At 69.1% G+C, this 26,182-nt stretch carries 21 protein-coding genes, 1 tRNA gene and 2 pseudogenes; 11 read left to right on the top strand and 13 right to left on the bottom strand.

Features of this window, described 5'->3' with window-relative positions; translation table 11 throughout:
• Positions 1 to 175, bottom strand: a 175-nt coding sequence (locus IEY95_RS47675; protein WP_189192594.1) for a CoA transferase, incomplete at its 3' end; no start/stop codon positions are given.
• 165 nt (positions 176 to 340) lie between these two features.
• On the opposite strand from IEY95_RS47675, the gene sucC reads away from it, so the two are divergent.
• The 10 genes from sucC to IEY95_RS47625 all read left to right on the top strand — a co-directional run bounded on the left by sucC (position 341) and on the right by IEY95_RS47625 (position 10,373).
• On the top strand, positions 341 to 1,471 hold the full coding sequence (gene sucC, locus IEY95_RS47670; protein ID WP_189192593.1) for an ADP-forming succinate--CoA ligase subunit beta: 1,131 nt from the start codon (positions 341 to 343) through the stop codon (positions 1,469 to 1,471).
• 11 nt (positions 1,472 to 1,482) lie between these two features.
• Entirely contained in the window at positions 1,483 to 2,382 is a 900-nt protein-coding gene (gene sucD, locus IEY95_RS47665) for a succinate--CoA ligase subunit alpha (RefSeq protein WP_189192592.1), read from the top strand.
• A gap of 165 nt (positions 2,383 to 2,547) precedes the next feature.
• Complete coding sequence (locus IEY95_RS47660) at positions 2,548 to 4,104, top strand: aldehyde dehydrogenase family protein (protein WP_189192591.1); 1,557 nt, start codon at positions 2,548 to 2,550, stop codon at positions 4,102 to 4,104.
• A gap of 483 nt (positions 4,105 to 4,587) precedes the next feature.
• A tRNA-Leu gene (locus IEY95_RS47655) sits at positions 4,588 to 4,672 on the top strand.
• Between the two features lie 456 nt (positions 4,673 to 5,128).
• Positions 5,129 to 5,455 (top strand): hypothetical protein, encoded by a 327-nt coding sequence (locus IEY95_RS47650; protein ID WP_189192590.1) that lies wholly within the window; start codon positions 5,129 to 5,131, stop codon positions 5,453 to 5,455.
• A gap of 109 nt (positions 5,456 to 5,564) precedes the next feature.
• Entirely contained in the window at positions 5,565 to 6,074 is a 510-nt protein-coding gene (locus tag IEY95_RS47645) for a hypothetical protein (RefSeq protein ID WP_189192589.1), read from the top strand.
• Entirely contained in the window at positions 6,071 to 6,445 is a 375-nt protein-coding gene (locus IEY95_RS47640; protein WP_189192588.1) for a hypothetical protein, read from the top strand. Before IEY95_RS47645 ends, IEY95_RS47640 begins: the two co-directional genes overlap by 4 nt.
• A gap of 270 nt (positions 6,446 to 6,715) precedes the next feature.
• Positions 6,716 to 7,141, top strand: a complete 426-nt coding sequence (locus IEY95_RS47635; RefSeq protein WP_189192587.1) for an effector-associated constant component EACC1 — start codon at positions 6,716 to 6,718, stop codon at positions 7,139 to 7,141.
• Between the two features lie 2 nt (positions 7,142 to 7,143).
• Entirely contained in the window at positions 7,144 to 9,063 is a 1,920-nt protein-coding gene (locus IEY95_RS47630; protein WP_189192586.1) for a caspase, EACC1-associated type, read from the top strand.
• The gene (locus IEY95_RS47625; protein ID WP_189192585.1) at positions 9,060 to 10,373 is read left to right on the top strand and encodes a serine/threonine-protein kinase; all 1,314 of its coding nucleotides are present in this window, start codon (positions 9,060 to 9,062) and stop codon (positions 10,371 to 10,373) included. Before IEY95_RS47630 ends, IEY95_RS47625 begins: the two co-directional genes overlap by 4 nt.
• A gap of 106 nt (positions 10,374 to 10,479) precedes the next feature.
• Here IEY95_RS47625 and IEY95_RS47620 read toward each other — a convergent pair whose 3' ends face one another.
• From IEY95_RS47620 to istA, 3 genes and pseudogenes are all read right to left on the bottom strand, one after another.
• Positions 10,480 to 11,556 (bottom strand): integrase core domain-containing protein, encoded by a 1,077-nt coding sequence (locus tag IEY95_RS47620; RefSeq protein WP_189192584.1) that lies wholly within the window; start codon positions 11,554 to 11,556, stop codon positions 10,480 to 10,482.
• An 81-nt stretch (positions 11,557 to 11,637) separates the two neighbouring features.
• Positions 11,638 to 12,159: pseudogene (locus IEY95_RS47615) on the bottom strand (ATP-binding protein); the annotation flags it as partial.
• The gene (gene istA / locus IEY95_RS47610) at positions 12,156 to 13,856 is read right to left on the bottom strand and encodes an IS21 family transposase (RefSeq protein ID WP_229703850.1); all 1,701 of its coding nucleotides are present in this window, start codon (positions 13,854 to 13,856) and stop codon (positions 12,156 to 12,158) included. The pseudogene IEY95_RS47615 and the gene istA, both read right to left, overlap by 4 nt.
• A 232-nt stretch (positions 13,857 to 14,088) precedes the next feature.
• Here istA and IEY95_RS47605 point away from each other — a divergent pair, with 232 nt between their 5' ends.
• Positions 14,089 to 14,844 carry a class I SAM-dependent methyltransferase gene (locus IEY95_RS47605; RefSeq protein ID WP_055628205.1) on the top strand — a complete coding sequence of 252 codons (756 nt, stop codon included), beginning with the start codon at positions 14,089 to 14,091 and terminating at the stop codon, positions 14,842 to 14,844.
• A gap of 174 nt (positions 14,845 to 15,018) precedes the next feature.
• On the opposite strand, the gene IEY95_RS47600 is transcribed toward IEY95_RS47605, so the two are convergent.
• The 9 genes and pseudogenes from IEY95_RS47600 to IEY95_RS50010 form a co-directional block, all read right to left on the bottom strand.
• On the bottom strand, positions 15,019 to 15,243 hold the full coding sequence (locus IEY95_RS47600; protein WP_189192583.1) for a hypothetical protein: 225 nt from the start codon (positions 15,241 to 15,243) through the stop codon (positions 15,019 to 15,021).
• A 106-nt stretch (positions 15,244 to 15,349) separates the two neighbouring features.
• Entirely contained in the window at positions 15,350 to 15,526 is a 177-nt protein-coding gene (locus IEY95_RS47595; protein ID WP_189192582.1) for a hypothetical protein, read from the bottom strand.
• 9 nt (positions 15,527 to 15,535) lie between these two features.
• Positions 15,536 to 16,629 (bottom strand): annotated as a pseudogene (locus tag IEY95_RS47590) (integrase core domain-containing protein).
• 692 nt (positions 16,630 to 17,321) lie between these two features.
• Positions 17,322 to 17,801, bottom strand: a complete 480-nt coding sequence (locus IEY95_RS47585; protein WP_189192581.1) for a hypothetical protein — start codon at positions 17,799 to 17,801, stop codon at positions 17,322 to 17,324.
• An 85-nt stretch (positions 17,802 to 17,886) separates the two neighbouring features.
• Positions 17,887 to 19,287 carry a DUF6177 family protein gene (locus IEY95_RS47580; protein WP_189192580.1) on the bottom strand — a complete coding sequence of 467 codons (1,401 nt, stop codon included), beginning with the start codon at positions 19,285 to 19,287 and terminating at the stop codon, positions 17,887 to 17,889.
• Positions 19,287 to 23,279 (bottom strand): type VII secretion protein EccCa, encoded by a 3,993-nt coding sequence (eccCa, locus tag IEY95_RS47575; protein WP_189192579.1) that lies wholly within the window; start codon positions 23,277 to 23,279, stop codon positions 19,287 to 19,289. Before eccCa ends, IEY95_RS47580 begins: the two co-directional genes overlap by 1 nt.
• A gap of 43 nt (positions 23,280 to 23,322) precedes the next feature.
• On the bottom strand, positions 23,323 to 24,246 hold the full coding sequence (locus tag IEY95_RS47570; RefSeq protein WP_229703849.1) for a CpaE/TadZ family protein: 924 nt from the start codon (positions 24,244 to 24,246) through the stop codon (positions 23,323 to 23,325).
• Positions 24,247 to 24,492: 246 nt separating this feature from the next.
• On the bottom strand, positions 24,493 to 25,875 hold the full coding sequence (gene eccD, locus IEY95_RS47565) for a type VII secretion integral membrane protein EccD (RefSeq protein WP_229703848.1): 1,383 nt from the start codon (positions 25,873 to 25,875) through the stop codon (positions 24,493 to 24,495).
• A gap of 13 nt (positions 25,876 to 25,888) precedes the next feature.
• Positions 25,889 to 26,182, bottom strand: coding sequence for a hypothetical protein (locus IEY95_RS50010; protein ID WP_229703847.1), 294 nt, complete (start codon positions 26,180 to 26,182; stop codon positions 25,889 to 25,891).

The following is a 26,182-nucleotide window of genomic DNA, read 5'->3' as shown; positions in this document are numbered from 1 at the left end:
AGAGGGAGTCGACGTCCGGGATGTCCCGCAGCTGCTTGCGGGTGATGTCACCGGTCGGCGCCTCCAGTTTGATGACGTCCGCACCCAGCCAGGCAAGCAGTTGGGTAGCCGAAGGGCCGGACTGGACGTGCGTCATGTCGAGCACGCGAATGCCTTCGAGAGCCTTGGTTGTCACAGGTCACCTCACTTGTCCGTTGCCTTGAACGTCCTGGCGTCGCTGGTCGTGAGCCGCATCCGGCACATTGCATACAGTCGACGGATACTGTATGAAGATTGTTATCCCGCATCCGATGGGTGATGTCCAGGGGTCGTGCAGCACTTTTAAGACAGGAGCCGGATCATGGACCTGTACGAGCACCAGGCACGGGGGCTCTTCGAGGAACACGGCATCTTGGTGCCGCGGGCCGAGGTCACGGCCTCGCCCAAGGAGGCGCGCGAGATCGCCCGCCGGCTCGGCGGTCGCGTCGTCGTCAAGGCGCAGGTGAAGACCGGTGGGCGCGGTAAGGCCGGCGGTGTGAAGCTCGCCGCCGACCCGGTCGCCGCCGAACTCACGGCACGCCGGATCATCGGCATGGACATCAAGGGCCACACGGTCCGCGAGGTGATGCTGGCTCAGCCTGTCGACATCGAGAGCGAGTTCTACGTCTCCTACGTCCTCGACCGTGCCGCCGGACGCTTCCTCGCGATCGCCTCCGCCGAGGGCGGCATGGAGATCGAGGAGATGGCCGCGACCAGGCCGGAGGCGGTGGCGCGCATCCACATCGACCCGGCGGAGGGCGTGACGTCGGCGAAGGCGTCCGAGATCGCGCAGGCCGCGGGTCTGCCGCCGCAGACGGTCGACGTCCTGGTGCGGCTGTGGCAGGTGCTGACGCGTGAGGACGCCGTCCTGGTCGAGGTGAACCCGCTCGTCCGCACGGCCCAGGGGCAGATCCTCGCCCTGGACGGCAAGGTCACCCTTGACGACAACGCCCGCTTCCGGCAGGCGCGTTGGGGAGAGGAGGACGCCGGGCACGACGACCCCCTGGAGGTGGCGGCCGCGGCCAAGGGCCTCAACTACGTCAAGCTGGACGGCGAGGTCGGCATCATCGGCAACGGCGCGGGCCTGGTCATGTCGACGCTCGACGTGGTCGCGGGCTGCGGCGCCCGGCCGGCCAACTTCCTCGACATCGGCGGCGGGGCCTCCGCTCAGATCATGGCCGACGGCCTGTCGGTCATCCTCTCCGATCCCGACGTGAAGTCCGTCTTCGTCAACGTCTTCGGCGGGATCACGGCCTGCGATGCCGTCGCCGACGGCATCGTGCAGGCCCTGGGCGCCGTGCGGCTGACCAAACCGCTCGTGGTCCGCCTCGACGGCAACAACGCCGTCCGCGGCCGTGCCATCCTCGACGGCCACGCGCACCCCTTGGTGCAGCAGGCCACCACCATGGACGGTGCCGCCCGTCGTGCCGCCCAACTCGCCAACACCAGCTGAAGGAGCGGGACATGGCCATCTTTCTCACCAACGAGTCCAAGGTCCTCGTCCAGGGCATGACCGGCGGCGAGGGCATGAAGCACACCCGGCGCATGCTCGCGGCCGGCACGGACGTCGTCGGCGGCGTCAACCCGCGCAAGGCCGGGCAGACCGTCGACTTCGAGGACCGGGCCGTGCCCGTCTTCGGATCGGTGCGCGAGGGCATGGCGGCCACCGGCGCGGACGTGAGTGTGGTGTTCGTGCCACCCGCCTTCGCCAAGGCGGCCGTCGTGGAGGCCGCCGACGCCGGGATAGGGCTCGCCGTGGTCATCACCGAGGGCATCCCGGTCCATGACTCCGTCGCCTTCCACGCGCACGCCGCGAAGAGGGGGACGCGCGTCATCGGTCCCAACTGCCCGGGCCTGATCACGCCCGGCCAGTCGAACGCGGGCATCATCCCCGCCGACATCACGAAGCCCGGACGCGTCGGCCTCGTCTCCAAGTCGGGCACCCTGACGTACCAGCTCATGTACGAGCTCCGGGACATCGGCTTCTCCACCTGCGTGGGCATCGGCGGCGACCCCGTCGTCGGCACCACCCACATCGACTGCCTGGCGGCCTTCCAGGACGACCCCGACACCGAACTGATCGTTCTCATCGGGGAGATCGGCGGCGACGCCGAGGAACGGGCGGCCGCGTACATCCGCGACCACGTCACCAAGCCCGTCGTCGGCTACATCGCCGGCTTCACGGCGCCCGAAGGCAAGACCATGGGGCACGCGGGAGCCATCGTCTCCGGTTCGTCGGGCACCGCCCAGGCGAAGAAGAAGGCCCTGGAGGCGGTCGGAGTGCGCGTGGGCGACACCCCGACCGAGACGGCTCGGCTGGTGCTGACCCAGCTGGAAACGGAACGTGACGTCACTCATAGTTAAAGTGGAGTGACTGTCGGAAACAGTCCTGCCTCACTACGTTCCTCCCTACATACGCGACCACCGTTCGCGACATACGCGACCACTGTTCGCGCGGGCAGGCATTCTGTGGTTCGGCAGATGCCAAGCCCCCCGCCCCCGACTGTGCACCGAGAGCGGAGACACCGAATGGCAACCACCCTCAATCCGACCAACCTCGTCCTGAAGTCAGGTACGTCCTGGGCCGACGCCTGGCAGCGGTGCCTCGCCGTCGCACCCGAGGCGTTCCGCGACGACCGCGTCCTCAATCTCTGGGGCGCCGCCTGGCAGGCGGACGGCCGGGCACTGCCCGCCACCAGCCCTGTCGACGGCAGCCCCATCGCGGGCCCGCCGCGTCTGGACGGTGCCACCGCCCAGCGAGCCGTCCGCGCCTCGCTCGACCAGCACCGCGCCTGGCGCCACGTGCCCCTGGAGGAACGCCGCGCACGCGTGGCGGCGACCCTCGACGCGCTCACCAAACACCGCGAACTGCTCGCCCTCCTGCTCGTCTGGGAGATCGGCAAGCCCTGGCGGCTCGCCCAGGCCGACGTGGACCGGGCGATCGACGGCGTGCGCTGGTACGTCGACGGCATCGAGCCCATGGTGGACGGCCGGGCCCCGCTCGATGGACCCGTGTCCAACATCGCGAGTTGGAACTACCCGATGAGCGTGCTGGTTCACGCCATGCTGGTACAGGCATTGGCGGGCAATGCGGTCATCGCCAAGACCCCGACCGACGGCGGCGTCGCCTGCCTCACCCTGGCCTGCGCGCTGGCCGCGCGCGAAGGGATCCCGGTCACTCTCGTCAGCGGCAGCGGCGGCGAGCTCTCGGAGGCGCTGGTCCGCGCGCCCGAGATCGGCTGTGTCTCCTTCGTCGGCGGCCGTGACACGGGCGCCGCGGTGGCCACCGCCGTCGCCGACCTCGGCAAGCGGCATGTACTGGAACAAGAAGGACTCAACACCTGGGGCATCTGGAACTACACCGACTGGGACGCGCTGACCGCGGTCATCCCTAAGCTCTTCGACTACGGCAAGCAGCGCTGCACGGCCTACCCGCGCTTCGTCGTCCAGCGTGAGCTGTTCGACGAGTTCCTGGCCGCGTACCTCCAGGCCGTCCGCACCCTACGTGTCGGCCACCCGCTCGCGGTCGAGCACCCCGATGACCCGTACCCGACGCTCGACTTCGGTCCGGTCATCAACGCGGCGAAGGCCAAGGAACTGCACGACCAGGTCGCCGAGGCCATCGACCGGGGCGCCGTCCCGCTGCACCGCGGCAAGCTGTCCGACGCGCGCTTCCTGCCCGGCCAGGACACGGCGGCGTACGTCCAGCCCGTCACGATCCTGAACCCGCCGCCGTCCTCACCACTGCACCACGCGGAGCCCTTCGGCCCGGTCGACACCATCGTCCTGGTCGACACCGAGGCCGAGCTGCTCGCCGCGATGAACGCGTCGAACGGCGCGCTCGTCGCCACCCTCTCCACGGACGACGCGGCGACGTACGACCGACTCGCCCCACAGATCCGCGCCTTCAAGGTCGGCCGCGGCAAGCCCCGTTCCCGGGGCGACCGCGACGAACTCTTCGGAGGCTTCGGCGCGTCGTGGCGCGGTGCCTTCGTGGGCGGGGAACTGCTGGTGCGCGCGGTGACGCAGGGGCCGGCGGGGGAACGGCTGCCCGGGAACTTCCCGGACTACCACCTCATGCCGTGAGGTGAGGCCGGGCGGCGCTCATGTCAGGGGCGCCGCCCGGCTGTTCGATGCCCTGTCGGTCGAGCCCCCGCTGCCGCGCGGCGCTGACCAGCCGGGCGATGTTCGCATCCAGCGGTCCTCCGGCCCCCCGGTGATGGGCGACCCACACCCGTGACGGGCGACCCACCCGGGGCCTCGGGCCCGAGCGCCTCCTCCTCTCGGGAGGACAGGGCGGCCGGCATGCGTGCGACCACGCCGGACGACTCCCAGGTGATCCGGCTCCCCAAGTGCTCCCGCAACGGCAACAGCGTCCTGGGCCGTCGCCCTCGCCGCGAGCCCGTCGTAATCAACTGGTCACCCATGGTGAGGCCGTAGATGCACCCCCACCTCGTCCCGTGCATCCGCTCTGGCGACCGGGATACGCAGGTGAAAGGCACCCCGAAACCTTGGTATTGTTGTCCATGTCGCCGCGGGGAACACCCCCGGCCAGGCGGCAGACACCTGGTCCGGGTGGCGGAATGGCAGACGCGCTAGCTTGAGGTGCTAGTGCCCTTTATCGGGCGTGGGGGTTCAAGTCCCCCCTCGGACACAACCACTGACGATACGGTGATGAGGGCCTCGACCTTACGGTCGCGGTCCTCGTTGCGTTTTCGTAACTGATAGTGATGCCGAGGGCTTCGTAGAGCGGGGCTTTCTTCTCGGTGTCGGCTGTGCGGATGCGCTGTGCGATGTCTCCAAGGCTCTCAGTGATCTCCCGGATCTGCGGGGCGTCGAGTGGGGGTTCCTTCTTCCGTGTGACGGCGGGGAGCGCGTCGAGTTTCTTCTGCGCCGCCTGCTTTGCGGCACCCGGGGGTCATGTGGCGGCGAGAGCGGCGGTGGCGGCCTTGCCGATGGCGGTGGCGGCCTGGGCCGGGTCGGCGAGCTCCAGGAGGGCATCAGCCGCATCCGTGGCGCCGCCGCCCGGACCAACGCCCCCTCTGCCCCCTACCGCTCAGACGACTCCACCCTTCGACGCTCACCGGGGGAGGCAGCCCTCCGCACGGCCTTGGGCGAGGACGGCTACCGGCTCCTTGGCCGCCACCGCCAGGAGCGCGGCACCGCGCTGGGCGCGCTGGCCGATCTGGTCTGCAGCACGGCCCGCGAGGCCGACCGGCTGCACGGCAAACTGCGCCGCCACGCCGCCCACGTACGCGACCGCCTCGACGACACCCTCAACCCCCGCGTGGACCCCGCCCTCATCCCGGCCTGCGGCCTGCTCACCAGCACCGGCCACACCACCGACCTGCATGCCGCGCGCTTCGCCCAGCAGATGAACCAGCTCACCCTGGTGCTGGAGAGCTACCAGGCCGCCGTACGGCGCACCGGGGTGTGACCGGGCGCCGTTGACCGTGCGGGGGCCCGCCCCTCGGGCCCCCGCCCCAACCCCCGCGCTGCGGGCCCGGACACGGCACCGGCCCGCCCCGTTCCTGGAAGGAATCCCCATGCCCGACACCGGCCAGCTCCGGCACCCCTTGGCGGTGCGCCAGATCCTCCGCCACGCTCACACGCTCCTCTCCGCCGCTGGAGACGAAGAATCCCTATCTCTGGAAGCTCTGTTGACCCGCGCCGCAGACCGACTGCCCCTCGAGGACCGCCCCGACCTGGATCCGCCCACCCTCGCCTGGGCCGTGGCGGAGGCCGCCGCACAGCTCCTGGCCTGCGTGCGCACCCCCATCCGGCCGCAGGACCCGCATCTGACGTACTGCCTCCAGGCCCTCGACCGGCTGCCCCGTACGGCCCGCATCGGCCTGCTCACGGCTGCCGTACGGCGCACCGACCCCGACCAGGCGGGCAGCCTGGACGGCACCTCGCCGCTCGCCCCCACCCGCCGCTTCGTGCCTGACGGTCCTGCGCCCGCCGGGCGCCGCACGGCGGGGCGCTGCCCGTGTGAGTGCAACAGCGAGGGCTTCTGCGGTGGCTGCGGACACGCGGGCTGCGGAGGACGCCGATGAACCGCCCCACCGCGGACAGCCACGGCGAATGGCCGCGGCAGCGCCCCGGGCACGACGATGTCGAGCCGGAGGACGACGGGCCGTACGCCGATGTCGCTGACCCGGCCACCGGCACCGTCTGGTTGTGCGCCCACCGCTGCGGTACCTGCATCTTCCACCCGGGCAACCCGATGTACCTGCAGCCCGGACGTGTTGCGGACATGGTCAGCCACGCGCGGCGAGCCGAGGGCCACGTGGTGTGCCACAAAACTCTGGGAACCGATGCCCCGGCGATCTGCCGAGGCTTTGCCGACGGACCCGACCAGGGCCGCAGCTTCGCCCTGCGCCTGGCCCGCGCCCTGGGCACGCTGACGGAGATCTCCCCGCCATGACCACGACGCCAGACAAGCTGGGGCCGGGCACCCGCCTGCTCGCGCAGCAGCTCGGCCTCGACGACCCTCTGGCCAAGCCCGTCAGACCCTCACGTAACGCCCACTGATACGCCGTCAGTGATCCCGTTTTGAGCCTTCGCTGAGAGCGTCCCCACAAAGTCCTTACATCGCTCCCTGCCCCAAGTGGCACACTGAGATAGGGATCGGCTACGGGGGCCCATCCGCGGGCCCGTGCCTTGACAATAGGCGTGCGGTGGAAGGTGGTCTGCCATGCGATCCATGCTGGCGGTGGACGGGCCCGACGGGCCCGACTCTCTCGGGGATCTCACGAGCTGGCTCAACGACGAAGCTCTCTTACGGGGACGAGTGCACGTTCCACCGCCCGCGCCGGGGCACGGCGAGTTGGGCGCCTGGAGCGACGCAGTCTTGGTCGCGGTCGGTGCCGGCGGCGCCCTGACCGCCCTGGCCAGGGCACTCGCGGTGTATCTGCGCCAACCGCGGCGCAGCACTGTACGGATCAAGGTCGTGGCCCCTGACGGAACGCGCACCGAACTGACGGTCCAACACGCGAAGAACCTTGAAGCCGTCGAGCAGTTGTTGAAGACGGCACTGCACACCGATGGTGCGACGGACAGGGATGCGCTCTCCGACGGAAGCACTCTGGCCCTCGGCGAGGCGACACGTCCGGAGGGCTGACCGTGACACGCCCACCCGACCCGGACCACTCGCGCGCCGTGCTGGTCGGAACCGCCGAATACACCGAAGATGCGGCCCTACCCGGCGTTCCCGCCGTCCGCAACAACGTCCGCGACCTCCATCGGCTGCTCACTGAAGGACGGCCCGGGGCCTTCGCTGCCGAGAAGGTCCGGACCGTACTCGACCCCGCGACGCCGAGGGATCTTGGGCTGCCGCTGCTGGAGGCCGCGCGTCAGGCCGAGGACGTCTTCCTCGTCTACTACTCCGGTCACGGTCTGATCGGCCACGAGCGACGCGAGTTGTACCTCGGCCTGTCCAAGTCCGTTGTCGACGCCCCCTCGTTCACGGCTTTCCCGTTTCAGGGAATCCGAGAGGCGTTCCTGTCCAGCCCGGCACGCAACAAGGTGCTGATCCTCGACTGCTGCTTCTCCGGGCGTGCCATCTCAGGAAACCTCTCCGGTGTCCACGAGCCGCTCATCGACCAGATGGAGATCGCGGGCACCTACACGCTCACGTCGGCCGCCGCCAACGAGCCGGCCCGATTCCAGGAGGGAGAGCGGCACACGGCGTTCACGGGTGAACTGCTACTGGCCCTGCGGGACGGCATACCTCACCCGTCGTCGGTCGAGGTCACCCTCGGCGCCTTGTTCCGCCACCTCAAGCGTGTCCTGCCGACTCGGGGCATGCCCGAGCCGCAGCATTGCGGGACGGACACCGCCGAGTTACTGATCTTGACCCGCCCGAGAAGGCGGAGCCAACGTGGGTCGTCCGCCGATGCCGAAGGGAACAGGCCGTCGGGCATACGGGAGGAACTGCTCGCTCGCCGGGACCTTGGCCACCGCCGCGGCGAGGAAGGGCACACCGGCGAGGCCGTCCAGATGCTGACCGAAGTGCTGCCCGGCCTCACCCTGACTCTGGGAGCGGACGCACCTGCCACGCTCGTCACGCGAGTCAACCTCGCCTATTGGACCGGGCGGCACGGAGGCACCGAAGAGGCGCTGCGGCTGACCACGACAGCCGTCGAGCAGATGACCCGCGTCCTCGGACCAGACCACCGGTTCACCGTGGTGGGCCGGAGCCAACTCGCCCAGTGGACCGGCGAATCTGGCCGATTCGCAGAAGCCCGGCAGCTTTCCACGACCGTCGTCTCCGACCTCAGACGCATCCTCGGACCCGACGACCGCGAGACTCTCGTTGGCCGCGCCCAGCTGGCCCGTTGGACCGGGGAGGCCGGGGACCCAGCTGCTGCTGCCCACCAGACCGGCGAACTCATCCCCGATCTCGCACGCGTCCTGGGCAGGGAGGACCGCGAGACCCTCACCGGACGGCTCAATCAGGCGCAGTGGACTGGGCGGGCCGGCGTGCCCAGACGAGCGGTACAGCTGCTGACAGGACTGGTGCCGGACCTGTCCTGGGTCCTGGGGCCGGACGACCCTCACACCCTTGTAGGCCGCTCCCGGTTGGCCCAGTGGTCGGGGGCCGCAGGCCGGCGCCGCCGGGCCCGGCACATGTTCGCCGCCGCTGTGCCCGACCTCGGGCGAGTACTGGGCCCCGATGACCGGGAGACGCTGCTGGCCCGCAGCCAACTCGCCCACTGGACCGGGGAAACGGGCGAACCAACCGAAGCGGTACGGCTGTTGAGGCTGCTGGTTAGCGACCTCGCCTGGGTCCTCGGGCCCGACGACCGGATCACGGTGGTCAGTCGGGCGCGGCTAGCCCACTGGACCGCAGTCCAGGGCGATGTGAGCGATGCCGTTCAGCAGTTCTACGCCGTGATCCCGGACCTCAGCCGCATCCTCGGAGCCGAGGCATCCGAGACCGTGGAGAATCGCGCCCTTCTGGCCCTGTGGCGTAAGAAGGCAGACCGACGGCTCAAGCGGCAGCTCTTCTACGGCGCCCGGGACCACGGAGGCCGACCGTGAGCAGGCAGGGATCGGACCGAGGATCCCGCCGCAAGGACGTCGGTCCAGGGCCGACCTCCGCCCTGGAGCAGTCGGACCCGAACCAGCTCGGGCCTTTTCGGCTGGTCAGCCGACTCGGCGCCGGCGGCATGGGCATGGTGTACCTGGGCCGTTCACCGACCGGACAACTGGCAGCGGTCAAGGTACTGCGCCACGAGATCGCTGGCGACGAGGAGTTCCGGCAACGGTTCGAGCGGGAGTTCGCGGCGGCGTCGAAGGTGAGCGGACCGTTCAGCGCGCGCGTTCTGCAGGCCAGCGAATCGGACGATCCGCAACTGTGGATAGCGACCGAGTACGTTCCAGGGCCCTCCCTCAACGAAGCGGTCCGCAGCTTCGGCCCACTGCCCCAGCCAACGCTGACACCCCTGTGGCTGGGACTGCTCGGCGCCTTGCAGACCATTCATGCCGCCGGAGTCGTGCATCGCGACCTCAAACCCTCGAACGTCCTGCTCGCCCAGGACGGTCCCCGCGTGATCGACTTTGGCGTCTCGACCTTCGGCGACGCCACGTCTCTCACCCGAACAGGCATGGTGATCGGAACACCGGCCTACATGTCGCCTGAACAGGTCCGGGACAACAAGGTGGGGCCTGCAAGCGACGTCTTCGCTCTGGCATGCACGATGGCCTTCGCCGCCTCGGGCCAGAACCCGTTCGGGGGGGAATCCGCCGCGCAAATACTCTTTCGCGTCGCCTACGAAGAGCCGGAACTGGTCGGCCTGCCGGAGCAGATCGCCTCAGCGGTCCGCCGCAGCCTGGCGAAGGATCCCTCGAGTCGGCCATCCGTCACCGAACTGATCGGCATGGTGCCCGCGGCGGACGAGGCTTCCCGGCTTCTGGCCCACGGCAAGTGGCTGCCCGAGGCCATCGAACGCCGGACGGCGGAACACGCCGGGACCGTCTACGCATGGGACGTCCAACGCCCGCCGTCCCCCCGGACGGAGTTGCTCTCTGCGCCCACGCATAGCGAACTCCCTGCTCCGCCTGCGGACTCCGCCGACCCGCCCCCAGCGGAACCGGGACCGGGGTCTACCGTCGTACGAGATCAAGGTGTCCACCCACGGACGGCGCCGTCCGACGCGACGACGTCGATCGGCAGCCCGCCGGATGGCGGCCCGCCGCCCACGCTCCACCCCCAAGGCGGCTCTGACCCCGAGGACGAGCCGTCTCTGCGGACCCACACACTGCTCGTACCCGCCGACACCCCGCCGTTGCCGAGGCTCCGTCGCCGCTCCTGGCACCAGTGGGTGCCGATCCGGCGCAGTAATCGCTAGCGGTGTAGGAGGATCACCACACGGCATGGGCGATGATTCCAGGAATCCCTGTCCCGCGTGAAAACCCTGGTTCGGGCTGCTGATCAGGCCGTTTGTCTGCCTGCCGTCAGGCTGCTTGCTGGTACTCGTTGATGAGGCCGCCGAGTAGTTGAGTGCGGCGGACGCGGCCTCCGAAGGGGGTGACAGGTGCCGTCTGGCCGGTCTCCGCTGCTTGGGGAGGTCGTTGGTGGAGGGATTGGTGGGGGCGGTGACGGTTGTAGTGGTCGGTGTAGGTGTTCAGGACGGCGCGCAGGTGCCGTTCGTTCATGATGAGGATGCGGTCGGTGCACTCGCGGCGGACGGTGCCGACCCAGCGTTCCGCGAAGGCGTTTGCCTTCGGCGATCTCGGCGGGGAAAGTAGCACCTGCACGCCCGCGTCGGCGAGCACGGCGTCGAAGGCACCGGAGAACTTCCCATCCCGGTCGCGTAGGAAGAACCGGAACCGGTCCACCCGGTCTTCGAGGTCCATCATCAAGTTCCTCACCTGCTGGGTCACCCAGCCCCGGTTCGGGTGCGCGCTGATGCCGAGGACGTGCACTCGGCGCGTTGCGACCTCCATGACGAACAGCACGTACAGCCGCCGGCAGAACGCGGTATCCACATGGAAGAAGTCGCAGGCCAGCAGTCCGGAAGCCTGGGCGCGTAGGAAGGAGGCCCAGGTGTCGTGAGCCCGCTGGGGCGCGGGCGGAATGTTGCCCTGCCGCAGTACTGACCGGACGGTGGCGGCGCAGACCGTGATGCCCAACCGGGCCAGCTCTCCCTGCACTCTACGGTGTCCCCACAGCGGGTTCTCCCGCGCGAGGCGCAGGATCAGCTCCCGCGTCTCCTCCGGTATCGGCGGCCGACCGGGGCTCTTGTGGGGGTAGGTCCACTTGCCGGCGATCAGCTCTCGGTGCCAGCGCAGCAGCGTCGCTGGGGTGACGAAGAAGCTGCTCCAGCTCTGTCTGGGCAGCAGACGCGACAGGGCCGCCAGCAGGACCCGGTCGGCCGGTTCCAACTTCGGTTTACCGAGCTGGCGTTGGAGTACAGCGAGCTGGTGCCGCAGCACCAGCAGTTCGCCGTCCTTGGCAGTGTTGCCCAGCAGCCGCAGGCCCGCCAGCTCCAGCGACCTGCGCGTCAGCAGATAGATCCATGACCACTGCATGGATCTCGATCATGCCCCGGTCCACCACCGTCCCGCAGCGAAACGCCCTGATCAGGGGCCCGAACTCGGGTTTTCACGCGGGACAAGGTCGACGCGGCCGTAGCGGGCGATGGTCTTGGTCAGGATCTTCTCGTCGGCGGCCTCGACCAGCTCGTTGGCCAGCTTCGATGCCAGGGTGTATTTCACCCGGAAACCTGCCATCGCGGCTTCGGTGCCGAGCGCGATGAGCAGGTGAGACTTGCCGGTGCCGGAGTCACCGATCAGGCAGAGCGGCAGGCCCTTCTTCACCCACTCGCAGGTGGCCAGCGAGCCGACAACGGCGGAGTCGATGTTCGGATTGGCATCGAAGTCGAACTCGCGCAGCGATTTCTCCCGGGGGAACTGGGCGGCCTTGATCCGGCGTTCGGAGCGGCGCCTGGCGCGGTCGTCGCACTCGGCCAGCAGCAGTTCGGCCAGGAACACCAGGTAGGACATCTGGTCGTTGCCGGCCTTGGCCGCCAGGTCGGGAAACTGGTTGCGGATCGTGGGCAGTCGCAGGACCCGGCTTGCCTGGTCGACGGCGGCTTCGGCGGCTTGTTCACTCATCCGGCGGCGAGGGCTCATGGCGGCGGCTTCTTCCTGCTCGGCTTCTGGGTAGGTCTCGGGGCCGGCGCGCGCCCAGCGGCGGCCACGGCGGCTCGCCGGCTGGGAAGCAGCTGGTCGTAGATCGACACGTCAGGCATGGGGCGGGTGTCTTTGGGCAGTTGCACCAGGCGCCGCTGGGTCAGCGAGGTGACGGTCGCTGCGACGGCCCGGTCTGCCTCGGTAGTGGCTCGGCGTCGTGGCTTGGCCGAGGTCGGTTCGTCGTTGTCGGCGATGCGGCGGGCTTCCAGCGCGGCCGCGTCCGCGGTGAGCGCTCCGACCTGGAGCGCGGCGGCCAGGCCGGCGACGACGTGGTCGTGCTGCATGTGCCGGTGCAGCAGCAGAACCTCGATCAGAGCGCGGGTGCCGGCGGTGTCGCCGTGGGCGTTGCAGGCGGCCGTCCACCAGGCTTCGTGGATCGGGGTGAACTTGCCCGCGGCCCGGGCCTGTTCGAGGACCGTGGCGCCGGGCAGCGCGCCCGGTTTGCGCAGCAGCGCTTCGAGATAGTGATCGAGCTCGAGCCGTGATCCGCTCTTGGTCAGCAGCCGTTCGTGCTGGGCGATCTCGGTGCGGCCGTCGAACACCACGAGCTCGGAGGCGTGCAGCAAGACCCGGACCTGGCGGCCGATGAACCGGGTCGGGACCGAGTAACGGCTGGTGCGGACGGTGATCTGGGAGAACCGGTCGACCCGTGGGGTGAACCAGCGGCCGGTCTCGAACGTCTCGACGGGCAACGGCTTCAACGACGGCCGTTCGACGGCGAACAGCTCGCCGATCGTGCGGGGACGGGTCCCGATCCGCCGGGCCTCGTCGGCCAGATCCCACTCGTCGATCAGCATGTTCAAGTGCGCCAGCGAGTCGATCTCGGGGACGGGAACGAAGTGGTTGCGGCGAAACCAGCCGATCTGGCCCTCGACGCCGCCTTTCTCGTGGGCGCCCTCGATTCCCGGCGTGCAGTAGAACGGCTCGATGCCGTAGTGGGACCGAAATGCGGTCCACCGGTCGGTCTCGACCCGGCGCCGCGTGAAGCCGAGCACCGACGCGACCGCGGCCTTCAGGTTGTCATACCGGATCTTGCCGAACGGCACGCCGCCCAGCACTCTGAAAGCGTGCTCGTGGCCCTCGAAGAACGCCTCCTGACCGCCGGAGGCGAACACCCGGTGCACCGCCTTCCCGGAGAACGACAACCGCAGGCAGAACAAATGGCACTTCACCAGCTCGCCCCGCAAACGGACCGCGACCTCGCCGAAGTCGACCTCGGCTTCGGCGCCGGCCAGGTGCGACTGCTCGATGAACACCTGCGCCGGGCCACGGCCGGCCTCGACCCGAATCTCCGGCTTCCGCTTGGCGACGTAGGCGCGCACGACCTGGTAGGACACGTCGTCCATCGCGTGCTCGTTGATCAACCGGCGATAGATCCGGACCACCGTGTGACGCTGCTTCCTCGGCGCATCCAGATCAGCCAGCAGCATCTGGTCGATCACCGGCTTGAACGGATCCAGCTTGGAACGGCGAGGCGCGTACGGTTCCCGAGGTTGCGGCCACGCCGAACTCAGCGCCTTCTGAACAGTCCGCCAGCCCACCCGGTACTTGCGCTCCAGCGCCCGGTTCGACATGCCCTCGCGAGCGTCACGCCGCAGCGCGGCATACAACTCGACCTTCGACTGACCAGGCGGCATCGGCGGTGCTCCTTCACTGAGCACATTCACCTTGCCACCGCAACCCCGCGAGTGACACTACTTCTCACGAACAACTTCCCAGCTAACCAGCCGGTGACATCCACTCAGACGGACAACTGACAACCCACAAACACCGTCAGAGCCATCCTTGCGAAAACCATTGGTGCCCGGCTTGCTCCGCTGATGGACTGACGTCCTACCGTGAGTCTGCCGCGTGACGGAGGTAGTGGTTGTGACAGGTTATGACGTGCTTGCCGAGGTGTACGAATGGCTCATCTCGGATGCAAAGTTGCCTCCAGCCGAGTTCGCTGCGTCGTTCGACGACGTCCTCAATCTCCTGCCGTCGAACGCTCACGTCCTCGACTGTTCGTGCGGAACCGGACAGTTGGCGGTTGGCCTCGCCGGTCGTGGCATGCAGGTTGTCGCAACTGACGCCAGCGAGGCGATGGTTCGTCGGACTGCAGAGTTGTCTGAGGAGTTCGGGGCATCCGTCCGGGCCGTACGGGCGAACTGGGAAGAGTTGCCCGACCATTTCCAGGACAACACGTTCGACATGGTGTTCTGCGTTGGCAACTCGCTTCACCATGCCACGGGCGCGACAGGCAGGGGTGCTGCTCTGGAGTCGATGTCACGGCTTCTGCGCCCCGGCGGGCGCTTGGTACTCACATCCCGCACTTGGGAACTCGTGAGGGCCAGAGGTTCCCGGCTGGAGATCAGTGACCGACTCGTCCGCCGGAACGGTCGCGATGCCGTCGTGGTCTACCGCTGGGAGATTGCGCCGCATTGGGAGGAGGAGCACCACATCGAGATTGCGATCGCGCAAGTTGATGCGACCGGGTTGGTTCTTGTCCGCTCGGAACTGCTGTCCTGCTGGCCCTACCGGTACGAGGAACTCGAAGTCGAGCTGCACCGGGTCGGACTCCAGACGGAACTGAGCACGTTCGATCTTGAGGCCGAGAACTACATGGTGGTCGCGAGCAAGGTATAAACACCGGACTCTCAGTCCCTGGCCGGACCGCGCGGTTGCTCGCAGGACGCTTGCGCCCTCTCATCGGTGCGGGTTCAAGTGGTCAACGCAACGCCTCGGACGAGGAGTGCTCCTCGATCAGACGGCGGTAGATCCGGGGTGACGGTGTGGCGCTGTTTCCTGGTCGCGTCCAGATCAATGAGCAGGATCTCGTCGATCAGCAGCGTGAACGGATCCAGCTTCGACGGCCGCGCCGAAGCGGTTGTCGTGCGTGGCTGCGGCCAAGCCGAGGTCAGGGCCTTGTTGACCGTTGCTCCAGGTGACGCCGTACTTGCACTGCAACGCCCGGTTCGACATGCCATCGCGGGAGTCGCGCCGCAGCGCGGCGTACAACTCGACCTTCGACTGGCCAGGCGGCATCGGGGGTGCTCCTTTACTGAGCACATCCAGCTTGACACCGCAACCCCGATGGTGACGTCAGAATTCGCGAACATCTTTCTGGGCCATCACCTGGTGCCGTCAGCTTTCACGAACAACTGACGTCACCAACTACCGACAGAACCAGGTTGGTGCGGTCGAGGGGGTGGCCGTTCCGCCAGGCTGCTAGTCGGATGAGGGCGGTGGCGCTGGTGGTGTGGTCGAGGCGGGTCTTCACGAGGCCGCGGTAGCGGGCTCGGCGCAGTGCGCCTGCCGAATACCTCATCCGACCAGGTCAGGCCGCATGCCGATACTCGTGGATCACTCCACCGATCCGGTCGTTCCGGCGTACGTCCAGACGGGTCACTCGTTCGGGATCGGTGATCGGTTCGGGGACCGCGCACAGGGGCGCCGCCTGGTGCATCGCTTGATGGGGCCGGTGCGCATTGTGATGCCGCTCGAACTCGCGCAGCGCGTAGCGCAGGTGCGGCTCATTCCAGATCAACGTGCGGTCCAGGAGTTCGTGGCGGCAGGTCTGCACCCAACGCTCCATCAGGGAGTTCATCCGCGGCATACGGACCCCGGTGAGCACGACGTGGATACCCGCATTGCCCAGGATCTGGTCGAAGAGGGTTGGGAACTTCGCGTCCCGGTCCCGGATCAGGTAGCTGACGGTGGCTCCGGCGTCCTCCAGGTCCATGACCAGGTTTCGTGCGGCCTGGGCGAACCAGTTCGCAGTCGGGTGCGCGGTGATGCCAAGGATCCGGACGCGGCGCGTGGCGTAGCGTGCTCGATGACCGCCAAGATGTACTGGCGCCGACCTGTCAGAGTGACCGTCTTGATGAAGTCGCATGCCAGCAGCGCGTCAGCCTGAGAATGAAGGAAGTCGGCCCATCTGGTGGCGCCACGATCGGGCGCGGGGTCGATCCCCTCGGCTTTGAGGATCTCCCAGACGGTGGAAGCGGCAACTTTGATGCCGAGAGTGGCGAGTTCCCCGTGCACTCTGCGGTAGCCCCACGATGGGTTCTCCCGGACCAGGCGCAGGATCAGGATGCGGATCGAGCGGACGGTGGGTGGCCGCCCGGGCCGGCAGGAGCGGGCATGGCGGCGCTTGATCAGGTCGCGGTGCCATCGCAGCACGGTGTCCGGCTTGACCAACAGTCGCAGTCGGCGCAAGACCTCCCGAGGCAGCGGCGCCAGCAGAGCGGCGAGGAAAGCACGGTCCTCCGGGCCGAACTTCACCTTGTCCGCACCGAGTTGCCGCTCGAGAACCATGACTTGGTGGCGCAGAACGAGAATCTCCGCATCCTTGTCCCGGTCGCTCATCGGCAGCAGCCGCACGGCAGCGAAAGCGTTGGTGACAGCCAAGTACGCGAGACGAAGCAACACGAGCGCTCATCCTGCCGCACCGTCACACAAGCGCCCTGGCCTGCACGGATGACATTCTCGGCAGGCGCAGGGCCGGGTCCTGGAAGAGGATCTGGCTGCGCAGGTTCAACTCGGCGCCGCTCGAGTTCCGCAGGCGCGGAGAGTGGACGGTCACCGGTTCGCCGCAGGGTCTTCCGTGTCCTCGCCGCTGCTGCCTTCCGGCCGAGGGCTCACCTCCTCCACGGGTCCACGGTCACGCGCCCGCTCCACCAACGCCCGCAGAGCGTCGTAGAGCGCGTTTGTTGCCAGTCTGTCTGGAGGCGACGGAAATGGAGATCTCCGCCCAGTGTGCGTGACGTAGGGCATCGCGCCTTTCCTGACGCAGGGGCGTAAGGGCGAGGGAACATCTTCCGGCGAGGTGTTGATCCGCCTCGATTTCCCGTTCGAGTACCTTCAAGTTCGCGGCTTCGCCCCGGTATTCAATGATCAGCATGGCGGGAGCCCACAATCGGCTTCTGGTTCGCGTGCCGGGGCTCGGGAACCGTCGTCACTGGAGAAGGTGACGGAGCCGGCGAACCGGCCCGGACGGTTCACGCCCGCGGCCTGGGCGATGTGCCCCAGAGGGGCGATCTTGGATGGTGTTGATCGCTCCCGCCGAGTGGGTGGCTACGCGGCGAGATCCCTGGAACGGGGCGGGGGTGGTGCTGAATGCTTCAGTTGCTGGTTCTGCGGAAGCTGTCGACGGGGCCACCCCAGCCGCCTTCGGGGCCCTTCCAGTCAAGGGCGAGGGCATCCTCGCCCATCATGTGGAGGGTGCCTTTGCCTCGCCCGCCGTCGCTGCCGCTCTTGCACGCCAAGGTCAGGGTCGGTGTCTCCCTACCGTCTGTCTTTCCAGGCTTGAGCGTGCCGGTGCAATCGAGCTTGCTGCCCTTGGCCGTGACGTTGCCGTCCGAGACGGTCAGGGTCTTAAGGGTGTCGTCGGACGGTGTTGTGATGATGGTCTCCCAGGAGCCGGTTGCCCTGTCGATCACGGAGCGTTTGGAGGACGGGCTCGAACTCTGCTTCTTCTGACCAGAGTCGGCGCTCGCTCCGCTCTTCTTCGGGTTGGGCTGGTTGCCGTCGCCGGTCCCGCAGCCGGTGAGGACGAGCCCGGCCATCACCGAAGCGACGGTCATGGTTGCAGCCTTGCGCATTTCATCTCCTGCGTTGGTTGTGCCGACGGCTTCGGTGTGGATGGGTTGCCCTCAGTTCAGCGATGACCCAGATCGACCGGATCCGTCAGTCTGCTGTTCCTGGAGCGGCTTTGAGGTGGGCTGCGAGTTGCTGAAGCGTGGTCCAGGCTTCGGGGCTGGTCCCGTCACCGAGGGGGTAGAGCAACGCGGGCTTGACCTCGGTGCCCAGTTGAGCTGGCCGGACGTTGATGGGTGGCCGGCGGGCGTGGGCGAGGCCGATGTCGCGTACGTCGTCGGGACCCAGGGTGAAGGAGTGGGGGATGGGCGGCGCTTCCAGATGCGAGGGCGTGGTGAGGTCGCGGCTGGCCAGGCGCAGGGACGCGAGCATCGTGGCGAGGCTGTGGTCGGTGACCAGCGTCTCGGCGAGGGGTTCGATCGCTTCGAGTGGCGGGGTTTCGTTCTCGCCGTAGCCGAGGGTGAGTTTGATGTCCTCCTCCACGCCGGTCGCCGTGCGGGTCACGCGCATTGTGGCGATCGCCGGGCGGTCGGGGTGGCCGACTGTGATCACGTGCGTCGGCTGAGGAGCTCGGTCGCGGGCGAGGTCGGTCAACTGGCGTGGGGACCAAGGCAGGTTGACGGGCTCAGCTGCGCCCCATCCTGCGGGTGAGGCTCCTGTCAGGGCCTTCCAGGCTGTCTCCAGCGCACGGCCGAGGGCCAGATGCTCGTCCGCGCGGTGCAGGGTGCGGAAGGCGAGGAGGAGTTGGCGTTCGGTGGTTGGGGTGACGTCGGTAAACCTGGCGGCCACCGCCGCCTTGCCATCTGCCGTGAGGACGGGCGCGAAGGTGCCGTTCTGCCAGCGCAGTACGGCACCGGAGAGACCGTCGTAGTAGCCGCAGGCAGGGTCCTGCACGACCCACCGGTTGGGGGCCGTGGCCAGTGTAGTGCGGGCGGGCAGGCTCAGTCGTACGTGGGGCGGGGTGACGATCTGCAGGGCGCGGCCCGCCGCGGACGTGGCGCGCAGGACGTCCGAGAGCCAGGAGGTCAGGGCGACCACGGGCCGATCGACCAGGACCACGGCGGTGCTGTCGGTTAGCACGTCAACGGCGGGTTGCCCCGTGCCGGGTGCGGGAACGGCGGAAACGTCGACGACCTCGGTGGTGGCCGCCCCCGGCGGCCACGTCGTGCCGCCCAGCAGCGTGTTGAGGCGTCCGCAGACTGATCCGGCGAGGCGCTCGGCCTCGGGAACCGCGGTGGAGGCGCGGGCCTCGGTCCACCAGAACGGTACGGGCACATCGTGGCCGAGGAGACGGCGGGCCTCGCCCGGCACCTGCACGAGAACCGGAGCCTCGACGGACACCAGGGGGCGTCCGCCTGGCCCGCACAGCTGGATGACAGCGCCGTCTGCCGCCGCCGAGATGTCCACCCCGGGTCCGCCGGCGTACAGCCCGGCCAGGAGGGCCCAGGTGTCGGGCATCTTGGGGGTGAGGGCGATGACGTCCTTGGTCACTACTGCTCAGTCTTTTCGTTTGCTTCGTCGGAAAGGGCGGTCTGGATGAGCTGGTGGTGGCGGCCGCGGCGGACGAGGGTGCCGCGGCCGGGCGGTTGTGCGGTGGCGTACAGGCCGGGGAAGAGCTGGCCCTCGGTGCGGTCGCCGGTCATGAGGAGGGCGGTGGTGCCGGTCTCGCGCAGGGTGGTCAGCAGGGGTTCGTACAGGGCGCGGGAGGATCCGGCGGTGCGCCGGGCGATGACGAAGTGCAGGCCGATGTCCTGGGCTGAGGAGATGTACGGCAGGAAGGGGGCCAGGGGCTGCTGGCCGGCGGTGGTGAGGATGTCGTAGTCGTCGACGAGGATCACGATCCGCGGTCCGGTGAACGAGGGTTCCGCGGCGGCCGCGTCGGGGTCTGCCGTCTCGGGCAGGCGCTTGTCCAGTTCGGTCGCGATGCCGGTGGCCAGCGCAGCGGCGAGCTTGGCGTTGTGGGCGTAGCCGCCGCGGTACGGCTCCGGGACAACGCCGCGCAGGCCGCGGCGCGGGTCGAAGACGCCGAAGACCAGCTCCTCGTCCGAGTGGCGATCGGTGAGTTGGGTGGCGATGAGCTTGAGCAGGTTCGTCTTGCCGCACTCGTTGTCGCCAAGAATCAGTAGATGTTGGTCGCTTTCGAAGAGGTTCAGCAGGACCGGCGCGAGGGCGTCCTGGTCGACGCCGATGGGGATCGCCTTGGGTTCGGCGGCCAGGGAGGGCAGCTGCGCCGGGGACAGTCGGGTCGGCAACACGCGGACGGGCGTCGCTAGTTCACCGTGCCAGTTGGCGCGGATCGTTCCCGCAGCCTCCTCCAGCGCCGGGCCGAGGTCGCCCGTGGACGGCGAAGCGTCGATACGCGGCAGCGCCACCTGTGCGAACAGCTTTGAGTCGGTCAGGACCCGGCCCGGGATGTCGGCGGAGAGCGTCTCGGACAGCTTGCGGTCGATGGATGAGTCGGCGGGGTCGTTGAGGCGCAGTTCGACGCGCGTGCCGAACATCGACTGGGTGGCGATGCGGACGTCGTTCCAGCGCAGCATTCCGGCGATGACGTGGATGCCGTATCCGCCGCCGCGCTTGAGCAGGTCGGCCACGGCGTCGTCGAGTTCGGCGAACTCGTCGCGCAGTGCGCCGAATCCGTCGACGATCAGCACGATGTCGGTGGAGCCGAGCTGTGGGAGCTTGCCCTGGCCGCGCAGGTGGCGCAGCTGGTCGACGGAGTCGATGCCGTACACGCGGAAGAGTTCCTCGCGCTCGGCGAGCATGGTGCGCACTTCGGCGACGGTGCGCGCGGCCCGCTCGTGGTCGGCGCGTCCGGCGATGCCGCCGACGTGCGGCAGTCCCGTGAGGGCGGACAGTCCGCCGCCGACCAGGTCCAGGCCGTAGACGGCGACGTCGTACGGGGTGTGGGTGAGGGCCAGGGAGAGGGTGAGGGTGCGTAGCAGGGTGGTCTTGCCGGACTGCGGGCCGCCGATGATGGCGGTGTGGCCGCCGGCGACGGTCAGGTCCAGCAGCCACTGGCCCTGCCACTGCGTGGCCGGATCGTCGAGCACGCCGAGCGGTACGCGCATTGCGCCCGCCCGGCGGGCGAGATGCAGCCCGCGCTCGGAAACCTGGACCGGCCCGGCCGCGGTGTCGAGGGTGACGGCGTCCGGCAGTGGCGGCAGCCAGATGCGGCGCACCGGCGGGGCTGCGGTGGCGAGTTGGCCCACCATGACTGACATGACCGTCGGTCCGGTCTCGCGCTTGGTGGCGGCGAGTTCCTCCATGGTCTCGCCCGACGGGCCGTCGGGCGTGTTGTACGTCGGATACGGCCAGGCGAGCAGTTCGTCGCCCTGGTTCTCGCGCAGGGCTGGGCCGCGGTAGACGCCGGAGACGTACCCGGCCTTGAAGCGTTCGTACGTGGAGGTGTCGACCTTCAGATAGCCGAAGCCCGGCAGCGGCGGCAGGTGGAAGGCGTCGGTGGTGTCCAGCACGGTGCGCGACTCGTCGGCGGAGAAGGTGCGCAGGCCCAGCCGGTAGGAAAGGTAGGTGTCCAGGCCCTTGAGTTTGCCGCCCTCGATGCGCTGGCTGGAGAGCAGCAGGTGGACGCCGATGGAGCGGCCGATGCGGCCGATGGACAGGAACAGGTCGATGAAGTCCGGTTTGGCGGTGATCAGTTCGCCGAACTCGTCGATGACGACGAACAGGTGCGGCAGGGGTTCGAGGTCGGGGCTGTCGGTGGCGCGTAGGGCGGCGTAGTGGCCGATGTCGGCGATGTTGCCTGCGTCCTTGAGGGCCTGTTGTCGGCGTTTTACCTCGCCGGCGAGGCTGCTGTGGACACGTTCGACGAGTCCGGCCTGGTTCTCCAGGTTGGTGATCACCCCGGCCACGTGCGGGAGTTCGGTGAAGGGGGCGAAGGTGGCGCCGCCCTTGTAGTCGACCAGGACCAGGGCCAGGTCCTCGGGGGAGTGGGTGGCGGTGAGGGCGAGGACGAGGGTGCGTAGCAGTTCACTCTTGCCGGAGCCGGTGGCGCCCACGCACAGCCCGTGCGGGCCCATGCCGAGTTCGGAGGACTCTTTGAGGTCCAGCAGTACTGACGCATGACGGTCCGTCAAGCCGATGGGTACGCGCAGGAAATCGCGCTCATTGCGCGGCGCCCACAGCCTCTTGATGTCGAGCGCCGCAGGGTCTTCGACGCCCAGCAGGCCGGGGAAATCCACTGGTCCGGAGACGGGGGTGCCCTCGGCCGCGGACTCAGCCGACAACGTGAGCGGGGCCAGCATCCGGGCGAGCCCTTCCGCGCCCGCCGTGCCGACGGCGTCCGACGTACCGTGCGCGAGCACCGATGGCTCCCGCAGGTCTTCAACGGTGACCCGGTCGCCGTCGACCGTGATGCGGACGCTGACCTGGTCGGGCTCGTGCACCTGCTGCTCCAGCAGATGCAGCACCGTGGCGCCCATGTCGGGCAGGTCGACTGTCGTGTCCGGGCGGGGCAGCTCGGCCGCCGTCTCGCCGTACGCGTCGTTGACGACCAGCAGTCGGGCGGTCATCCGCAGCGCGCCCCGGTCGGACAGCCCGCGCCGTACCTCCGCCGCGTACGAGGCACGCTGCCGCAGATCATCACGGCACAGCGTGGCCAGCTGAGCCAGGCTCGGGGCGATCCGGCGGGCGGCCACCGGACCGTCGTGATCGATGGGATCGAGCACGTGGGGCAGCCACTTGGCCCACTCCCACTGGGCCAACTGCTCGCCGGGTGCACCGAGCGCGAGGGCCACGTCGTCCGGCGCGTGCGTGACGGCAGTCTGGATCAGCAGCGCGCGGGCGACCCGCAGCACGCCCTCGCGGTCGCCGACGATGCTGACGTTGCCCGCCCGGTCCAGGGGCACGGTGAGCGGGAAGTCCGTCGCCGTAGTGAACCTGTTCTGCAGGGCGAGGGCCTCGTTGAGCATGAACGGGTCCGGCGGGGTCAGCACCCCACCCGCACTGTTTTGGCCTACCACCAGTTCCTGCACCGGTACGTCTCCGGTGCCGACCCGCACCCGCAGGAAGTCCGCGTCCTGACGCCGCCGTTCCCACAACCGCGCCGGATCGCGCACCAGGTCGTACAGCGCCTCGGGTGGCGGATTGAGCAGCTGCGCCTGCCGGCGCCGCTCCCGCTCACCCGTGCCGAGTTCCTCACGCAGCTCCTCCAGGTATTCGAGGTACCGCTCACGCTGGGTGCGCCGGGTGCGCTGCGCCTTGCCGCGCTGGGACAGGAACAGCGCCACCGCGCCGAGCAGCGCGAAGACGAGGACGATCGCGCCGAGCGCTGCGAACTGGCTGTTGCGGATGACGGTCATCATCACGACTGAGCCCATGACCCCGGCCATCGGCAGCAGCGCGGTCGCCGCGTTGCCGATCTTCCCCTCGGGTAGGTTCGGCGGCGGCTCGATCGTGCGCGGTTCGGCGGGGCCGAGGGGGCGGGTGGAGCGCGCGGGCCGGTGGATGAGGTGCTGGGTCACGGACGGACCCTTTCTGGTACGGGTCCTGAAGCCTGGCTCGTTGTCATCGCACCCTCACCGCACGCTGCATCGCCTCCGCGGCGAGCCGGACCGTGGCGTCGCGAGTGGCCTCGCCGAGCATGTCGGTGCGTATGGGGCCGCCTCCAGCCAGATGACGGTCGTAGGGGAGGGGCACGACGGTGACTCCCGTCTCTCGCAGATGCGCGATGGCTGCCTTCACATCCAGGACCAGGTCGGGCGAGTTGGCGGTCAGGGCGACCACGGTCGAGGCCAGGGCCGAGTGGGGCAGCTGAGCCAGCCAGTCCAGGACCTGGCGCGTGCCGTTCACGCCCTCGGCGGTCGTCGGAGCCACGACCACCCGTGCATGGGCGGTGTCCATCGCCGTACGCGCGACCTCGCCCGGCAGGGACTCGCAGTCCACCACTGTCACCGCGAAATAGCGCCGCAGTGCCAGCGTCACTGTGCGGTAGGTGCGGACGTCCATGGGTGCGCCGACGCGGCCCTGGCTTGCGGGCAGCAGCCAGCCGCCGTCGGTCACCGGCACCAAATAGCCGGTGACATCGGTGAGCTGCATCGACGGGGTGAGAATTCGCGCCAGGTCGGCACACGACCAGCGCACCGACTCCGCTCCCATCCGCACGGGGAGGGTGCCGAGCGCGGCATCGGCCTCCAGCGAGAGCACCGGATCGTGCCGGTAGTGGTTGAAGGTGCGGCCCAGCAGGGCGGAGACGGTTGACTTGCCCACCCCGCCCCTAATCGAGGTCACCGCGATCACCCGTCCCGTGGTGACCGGCTGCTGCAACTCCCGGGCGATTCGCGTCAGTTCGGTCACGTCCTGCGCGGCCGACGCAGTGAGCCTGCGTATCGAGCGGCCGGTGCGCTGCGCCAAGGAGTCACCATGCTGGGGACGTCCCAGAGCGCGGGCGAGGCGTGGGTCGACCGTGGAAACGGACTCCGGGGTGGGCATGGGGACACGAGGGTCTCGCGGAGCGCGCACCGGGGGCTGCGGATCGGGGGCGGGTTCTGAGGGCCGTGCCGGAGGATCCGGATGCTGCCCTGATACCGCGCTCGCAAGGCCGACACGCGGATCGGTGGGAGGAGTGGGGTGTACGAGTCGCAGCGAGGGCTCCGCCGGGCGGCCCGGGCCATCGGACTGCCCCAACTCCCGCAACACGTCCCGCTGCCAGTCCCCTCCCTGTGCCAAGTCCGCCCCCTAGACGAAGGTGTCGAGCAGTCGCCCGTACACGCCGAACACCCCAAGGAGGAGTGGGAAAAGGGTGATCACACCGACGGACTCGAGTGCGTCCCCCGCGCGCCTCAGCCGTACGCGTACATGCTCAGCCGGCTGTGCCACAAGCACGACCAACGGCACCACCGCGAGCGCGGCGAGCGCGGCCAGCGGTCCCGCCGCGGTGGAACGCTCCAGCCACACCGAGATCAACCACACAGCCAGGATCGCCGCTGCCATCAGGAGCACCACGACCTCGGCGACCAGCGGGAACGCCCGCGCCCGCAGCGCGAGTACCACGGCCGTGAAGGCGGCGAGCAGGACCGTCCACACCGAGGGCGACCTCAGTGCGAGCACCCCCGCTGCTGCCGCCGAAACAGCCATGGTGATGGTGGCGAGCGCCAGCCCGCGATGCGTGGCGGCGAGAGCCATCGACACCTGGTACCTGCTCACCGAGACCCCACTTGAGCGCCGGTCGTCCAGACCGGACAACCCCGAGGCCATCAGCGCCATCCGCGGCAGCACACCCAGCACCACCACCGAGACGACCGCGAGCAGCGCCCCTGCGCGGGCCTGTTCATCCGCGGTCCCCGCACCCGACTGCAGCGCCAAGGCCGCCTGCCAACACAGGACACAGCCGGTCACGGCCGCGGCACCGACCAGCCCGCCGCGCCCCAAGGGCGTGAACCAGCCGAGCAGTACGAGCGTCACAACGACAGCCACGGCCGCGCCCGTCAGCCGCATCACAGCCGACCAGGCATGCGCATCGGCCAGCGTCCACGCGCCGAGCACGCCCAGGACACCCGCGGTGGCGATCAGGGTGGCGGCCAGACCACGCTGCTTCGCGCGCCCGAGCAGAGCCGCAGCGAGCGCCGACACCGCGGCGACGGCGAGGAGCACCCCGGCGACGGCCGCGTGCGCGTACTCGGCCCGGGCAAAGAGCCCAGCGACGGCCGCCCATCCAATGGTCGCCAGCCCGGCCACGATCCGCCGCGAGGCAGGCCGCCACCGCCAGGCGCGTACGTCCAGATCCTCGGCCACCTCGTCGGTGACGTCATGCACGACGGGCGCCGAGGGCGCATCCTCCGCCCGCACCAACCTCAGCACTGCGCCGTCCGGGACACCAGCCGACTCCAGCGTGCTGTCGTGCGCGAGCGCAGAACCCTCCGCAGTTACGAGATGCCGCAGCTCGGGGCGGGATGCCACCCGATCGTCCAGCAGCCGCAGGACCTCTGGCAGCAGCAGCCCGATCGGCTCCCGGGACGGCAGTACGAGGTCGACTCGCCGCCGTTCACCGACCAGAGTGACCCGGCTCAACGCCGTACGCCCGTTCGTCGCCGTACGACTCACGGCCCCCGCAGATATCACGCGTTCGAACCTATCATCGAGAAGAAGGAGTCACGGAGGCCGAAGAAGGCTGCGTGGAAGGCCCCGACGAGGGCTGCACAGATCCCCCGTACGGGCTCTTCCCGATCACTCGATGCGACACGAACGACCACCCCACACACCCGGCACACAACACGGCCGCGATCACCACCCCGGCGAACACCTTGCCCAGCCGCTCATCCACCGACCGCCGCTGCCGCTGCGCCCCGAACAGCAGGGCATCCCGGAGCCGCCGACGCCGCACCGACACCGACTCCAGCAGTTGGCTGTCGTACTCCTGAGCGGTCAT

Origin of the sequence: Streptomyces albiflavescens, from assembly GCF_014645835.1 — a bacterium.
Taxonomy (GTDB): domain Bacteria; phylum Actinomycetota; class Actinomycetes; order Streptomycetales; family Streptomycetaceae; genus Streptomyces; species Streptomyces albiflavescens.
This window is presented reverse-complemented; position numbering and strand designations above follow the sequence as displayed.

Excerpts from the sequence above, each read along its gene's own strand:
- sucC (WP_189192593.1), top strand. The coding sequence starts at position 341 with ATGGACCTGTACGAGCACCAGGCACGGGGGCTCTTCGAGGAACACGGC.
- sucD (WP_189192592.1), top strand. The coding sequence starts at position 1,483 with ATGGCCATCTTTCTCACCAACGAGTCCAAGGTCCTCGTCCAGGGCATG.
- IEY95_RS47660 (WP_189192591.1), top strand. The coding sequence starts at position 2,548 with ATGGCAACCACCCTCAATCCGACCAACCTCGTCCTGAAGTCAGGTACG.
- IEY95_RS47645 (WP_189192589.1), top strand. The coding sequence starts at position 5,565 with ATGCCCGACACCGGCCAGCTCCGGCACCCCTTGGCGGTGCGCCAGATC.
- IEY95_RS47640 (WP_189192588.1), top strand. The coding sequence starts at position 6,071 with ATGAACCGCCCCACCGCGGACAGCCACGGCGAATGGCCGCGGCAGCGC.
- IEY95_RS47635 (WP_189192587.1), top strand. The coding sequence starts at position 6,716 with ATGCGATCCATGCTGGCGGTGGACGGGCCCGACGGGCCCGACTCTCTC.
- IEY95_RS47620 (WP_189192584.1), bottom strand. The coding sequence starts at position 11,556 with ATGCAGTGGTCATGGATCTATCTGCTGACGCGCAGGTCGCTGGAGCTG.
- istA (WP_229703850.1), bottom strand. The coding sequence starts at position 13,856 with ATGCCGCCTGGTCAGTCGAAGGTCGAGTTGTATGCCGCGCTGCGGCGT.
- IEY95_RS47600 (WP_189192583.1), bottom strand. The coding sequence starts at position 15,243 with ATGCCGCCTGGCCAGTCGAAGGTCGAGTTGTACGCCGCGCTGCGGCGC.
- IEY95_RS47595 (WP_189192582.1), bottom strand. The coding sequence starts at position 15,526 with ATGAGGTATTCGGCAGGCGCACTGCGCCGAGCCCGCTACCGCGGCCTC.
- IEY95_RS47585 (WP_189192581.1), bottom strand. The coding sequence starts at position 17,801 with ATGCGCAAGGCTGCAACCATGACCGTCGCTTCGGTGATGGCCGGGCTC.
- IEY95_RS47570 (WP_229703849.1), bottom strand. The coding sequence starts at position 24,246 with ATGCCCACCCCGGAGTCCGTTTCCACGGTCGACCCACGCCTCGCCCGC.
- IEY95_RS50010 (WP_229703847.1), bottom strand. The coding sequence starts at position 26,182 with ATGACCGCTCAGGAGTACGACAGCCAACTGCTGGAGTCGGTGTCGGTG.